3 protein-coding genes are annotated in these 4273 nt (G+C 42.1%); all 3 read left to right on the top strand.

Translation table 11 applies throughout. From position 1 onward, the window contains the following. A partial coding sequence (locus HMPREF3066_RS13620; protein ID WP_321178929.1) for a DUF2345 domain-containing protein occupies nt 1-633 on the top strand: 633 nt, incomplete at its 5' end. Further along, nucleotides 626-2569, top strand: a complete 1944-nt coding sequence (locus HMPREF3066_RS09040; RefSeq protein ID WP_070442326.1) for a phospholipase D-like domain-containing protein — start codon at nt 626-628, stop codon at nt 2567-2569. The genes HMPREF3066_RS13620 and HMPREF3066_RS09040, both read left to right, overlap by 8 nt. A gap of 5 nt (nt 2570-2574) precedes the next feature. After that, nucleotides 2575-3837: an SEL1-like repeat protein gene (locus HMPREF3066_RS09035; protein ID WP_205836745.1), complete on the top strand. Its 1263-nt coding sequence runs from the start codon at nt 2575-2577 to the stop codon at nt 3835-3837. The last annotated feature ends 436 nt before the right edge of the window (nt 3838-4273 follow it).

Genomic DNA, 4273 nt, shown 5'->3' with positions numbered 1-4273 from the left:
GGCAAAGTGGAAGTGCAGGCACAGAATGACGAGTTGCAGCTGAATGCACTGAAGGATGCGGTACTGACCAGCAGCGCGGGGAAAATCACCATTGCGGCAAAGGAAGAGATACTGATTACCTGCAAAGGGGCGTATATCAAGTTGAGTAACGGGGAGGTTGAGATCGGGAGTCCGAAGGTGGTAAGGGTGAGGGCGCCGTTGGTGGTGACGGGGCCGAGTAGTATGGGAATTACTCATCCAAGTTGGCCTAAAACTTTACCCAAACGCCCGATGTGTATCAATTTACGTCAATCGCCCCATTCGGATGGTTTTTACATTGGTATGCCGTATACGCTCTATGCGGATGGTTCAGAAATTCAAAAAGGGGTAACGGATTCCACCGGCTATATCGCCATCGAACATGAAATACCAACAAGTAAATATAAGATTGTATTTGCCAACGATTTAGAATATTTGATTCCGATTGAGGATGAATTTAACGAAAATACATCAAGGGATAAAATAACCAACCGTGGTTTTCATGGATTGAAATATACAAGTTCTGAACTTTCTCCGATAGAGCAGGCAAAGAAATATTTCGAAATCGTACATAATATAAAAGACAAAGATTTGAAAGGTTCTAAAAATGGCTAAAAATATAATTGCTGCCTCTACTAAGTCTAAATTAGGTGCAACAACATCAATGAACTGGTTTCTTTTAGACTCAAATGAATCAGCCCCTGTTGCAGCAACCTTCAGACCATTGATTAATGGGAAAGAAGCTTTTACAACGCTCCATGAAAAAATTGAAAAAGCTGAACATTCAATTGATATTGCGATATGGGGATTTCAGCCTTCGATGCATCTAAAGCGGGACGGTAAGAGTAAGTGCATTGGGGATTTATTGATTGAAAAAGCAAAATCAGGTGTGCAGGTGAGGATATTAGTTTGGAGTATACCTTTTAAAATACAGACTTTTGCAGAAGCAAATATGGGGAATGCACCAGGTGTTTTTTCAGGCGGAGTCCCAGGGGTAACTAAAGCTCAGAAAAAGTATGATCAATATTGGTATCTAGCCATTGAGGGAAAATTACATAAGAAATTTGAAACCCCCAAAAATGCAGATAACGATACGATAAAAATAAATATGCAAAAAGAATATGTAGCTAGCAGTGAATACCCTATATTAATGGAATTATCCAAGTCTTCATATCATAACAATCTGAAATTCAGAACTCGCAGTGTTTATTTTCAGGGAAATCAATACGAAGATAAGGAGTTACCAGAAAATGTAAAATCAACATTGAAGATGTTTCCTTCTCATCACCAAAAAACAGTTTTAATAGACTATGAAGTACCTCATAAGGCAGTAGGTTTTGTAATGGAACATAATATGCTAGACAATTATTGGGATGATGATAGTCACATCTCCGGCAATGTATTATCGCCCAATAAAGGCAAAAACGTTGATACACCGTTGCAAGATGTATCAAGCATCGTCAGCGGTGAAGTTTTATGGTACATCAATCGTAATTTCTGCCAATCTTGGGATAGGGTAAGTAGTGAGAAACTGGAAGAAAAGAGAAAAGCGCTGACTTTCGACAAATATCCTTTTAACAAATCTGCCGGAGGTACGCCTTTGATGGCGCAGATATTGCGTACTTACGACAAGCCGGATATTGAAGATATCAAAAAAATCTATCTGCAAAATATCAAAAGGGTTACCAGCTATATCTATACAGAAAATCAGTATTTCAGATGGCCGCCGTTGGCAGAGGCATTTATCAAACATTGGCAGAATTTAAGGTCAAAAGGCCGCTCTGCTAATATGCCGATACATTGGTTTGTTGTAACTAATTCATCTGATGATGGTTTGGGAAAAGGAACGTATACAACAAATAAAATGTTAGAAAAGTTGGGAAGGCAGGATGTGATGCCTAATGTTGCCCTTACTCATACAGATCGTATAGAATTTTTGGAAGCATCGCTTGGAAATAATCATGCACAAGGATCAGCAAGTACTATTGCTAAATGGAAAAGAGAATTGGCGGAATTAAAGGAAAGTCAGAAGCAACGTTCTGGGACAAGAGAACGATCCTATACTAAAAATGCGGAAGAAGTGAGGGAGAAAGAATTTGTCAAAAAACTGAAAAAAGAGTTGGGTGTCAAAGTCCATGTCTGCACCTTGACTGCATCTAATGCTTGGAAAGAAGTTTACATTCATTCGAAGGTGACCATTATAGATGATGTCTTTACTGTTATCAGTTCCGCTAATCTGAATACCCGTAGTATGCAGGTTGATACGGAATTGGGCATATTTACCGAAAACGGCGCAGTGGCGCGAAAACTGCGCAAAGATCTGTGGAAACTACATACACGCGATCTGCACAAAGCCAATAATGCGGCAGGAAAGTTTGATAATGCGGCGAATCCAGAGGCGATGAATGATCCGAGCGTAGCAATTATGGCTTTTAAACGGTGGCAGATAATAATGGATGAAAATAAAAAACAGATTATAAACGGGAAACCGCCACTGCACCCTCTGTGCGAATTTTTACGCCTGGATCCTAAAGTCTCTCGATTGGATTGACTATTATGCATAAATCCCTCAAATACACCCTGATTGTCTTAGGCTGTCTGGCAGCAATGTTTATTTGGTTTCTCCTTTGGCTGAAATGCAATCCCATCCATATAGGCGGTGCAAACGGTCATGTTAAACCCGCGTATTGCAGCATAGGGGAAAAATGGCAAGAAAAGCAACGGAAGAAAGAAACCCTGAAGACCGTTGAAGAAATCAAAAAGAACCTAGAATTTACCTGCGTGCATGAAAAACGCCCACCTCTGTCCGAGGAAACACAGCAACTCTACAACTACGCGCTGCACCGTGATTTGAACCATATGTGGCCTGGCCAGAGGGAGGACGGTTTTTGGGATGAACTATTGCCCTATTACCGCATTGCTGCCGCCAACGGCGACTATAAGGCAAACATACGGCTGCAGTTCCTGCTCAGCGACGGCTGGACGAAAGTTCCCGATATTGAGGCTGAAACTGAAGTCCACAAATTGTATAAAATGCTGCACAAACAACTTCCAGCTACCGCCTACTATCTGCTCAAAGGCTATATTGAAGACGGCTACGGTGTTAGCGCGCCCCCCGACAGCGAGCTGGCATTTTTACGCAAGGCTGCGGATATGGGCAGCAGGGAGGCGCAATATGCACTGGCGGAAAAAATAGCTTGGCTTGATGACGAACCGACACGGGAGTTCCGACTGGATTTGATGCGCAAGATACACCAATGTGCTTCTGAACAAGGACAGGGGGCTTCTTCTTTAGAACTGGGTAGTCATTTGCAGATTAGTGATAGATTTGATGAAGCAGTAAAGGCCTATCATCAAGGAACAAAAAATGGTAACCATTTGTCTGCACTTATTCTTTCTCATGCATTTAAGGCAGGAAAAGACAAAGGTAGTAACGACTTTTTAGATGTTGAAGCTGATGAAGAACGTGCCCGCCGTTATGACATTATTAATACCTATCTTTCAGATTACGGATTCATGTCGCCGACCGTTCCTGATTTGGATGACATCGTCCCGCTACCGCCGGCACCTTTACCCGCATGGGACGGCAAAATCGCCTTTCAACGCTGGGTGGAGGGAGAAGAACCCCAAAAGCCCTCGGACGAACTGATGAAAAAGCTAGCAGATAAAGTAGGATTGGACATGAAAACGGGGCTACCTTTGCCTGAACAGTCCCAAACTGAAGGCACTAAGGCTTATCCTACCTATCCTTATCAATCGAGCTCGCGTGGACCGAAAACACTTTCTTTGTGGAGCAAGTTAAAAAAACTGATTTCTTAGGTTTAGTTGCTATTTGAAAGTTTTCCAGATCGCAGTTTTGAGGTAAGAAATTTATGAAGTTTTTACGCAACAAATTGAGAAAGAATAGGTTAGGGTGAAAACTCAACGTTTACCAAAGTCGTCTGAAATTTATACATTTCAGACGACCTTTTCAGTTAAAAATAGTAAACCGCTCCGAAACGCGGTAAAATACGCTCCGTTTCCAACACGACGCCTGAATCTGCAGGCTTTTATTATGGACCTTCCCAGTTCGTTTTTACTGAACTTCCCTTCCGGTTTATCCCGAAATACACGATAACCATCCCGCCGAAATGCTTTCCCGCATCCGGCGGGCGGAGCATTTATGAGCATCGAACAAACCCCTCCGAACCTTGAAAACGACGGTATCGAAAGCAACATAGAGCGAGACCTTTGCAAAAATAGTCTGTTAACAAAA

It is taken from the genome of Neisseria sp. HMSC03D10 (genome assembly GCF_001807625.1).
GTDB lineage: Bacteria > Pseudomonadota > Gammaproteobacteria > Burkholderiales > Neisseriaceae > Neisseria > Neisseria mucosa.
This window is presented reverse-complemented; position numbering and strand designations above follow the sequence as displayed.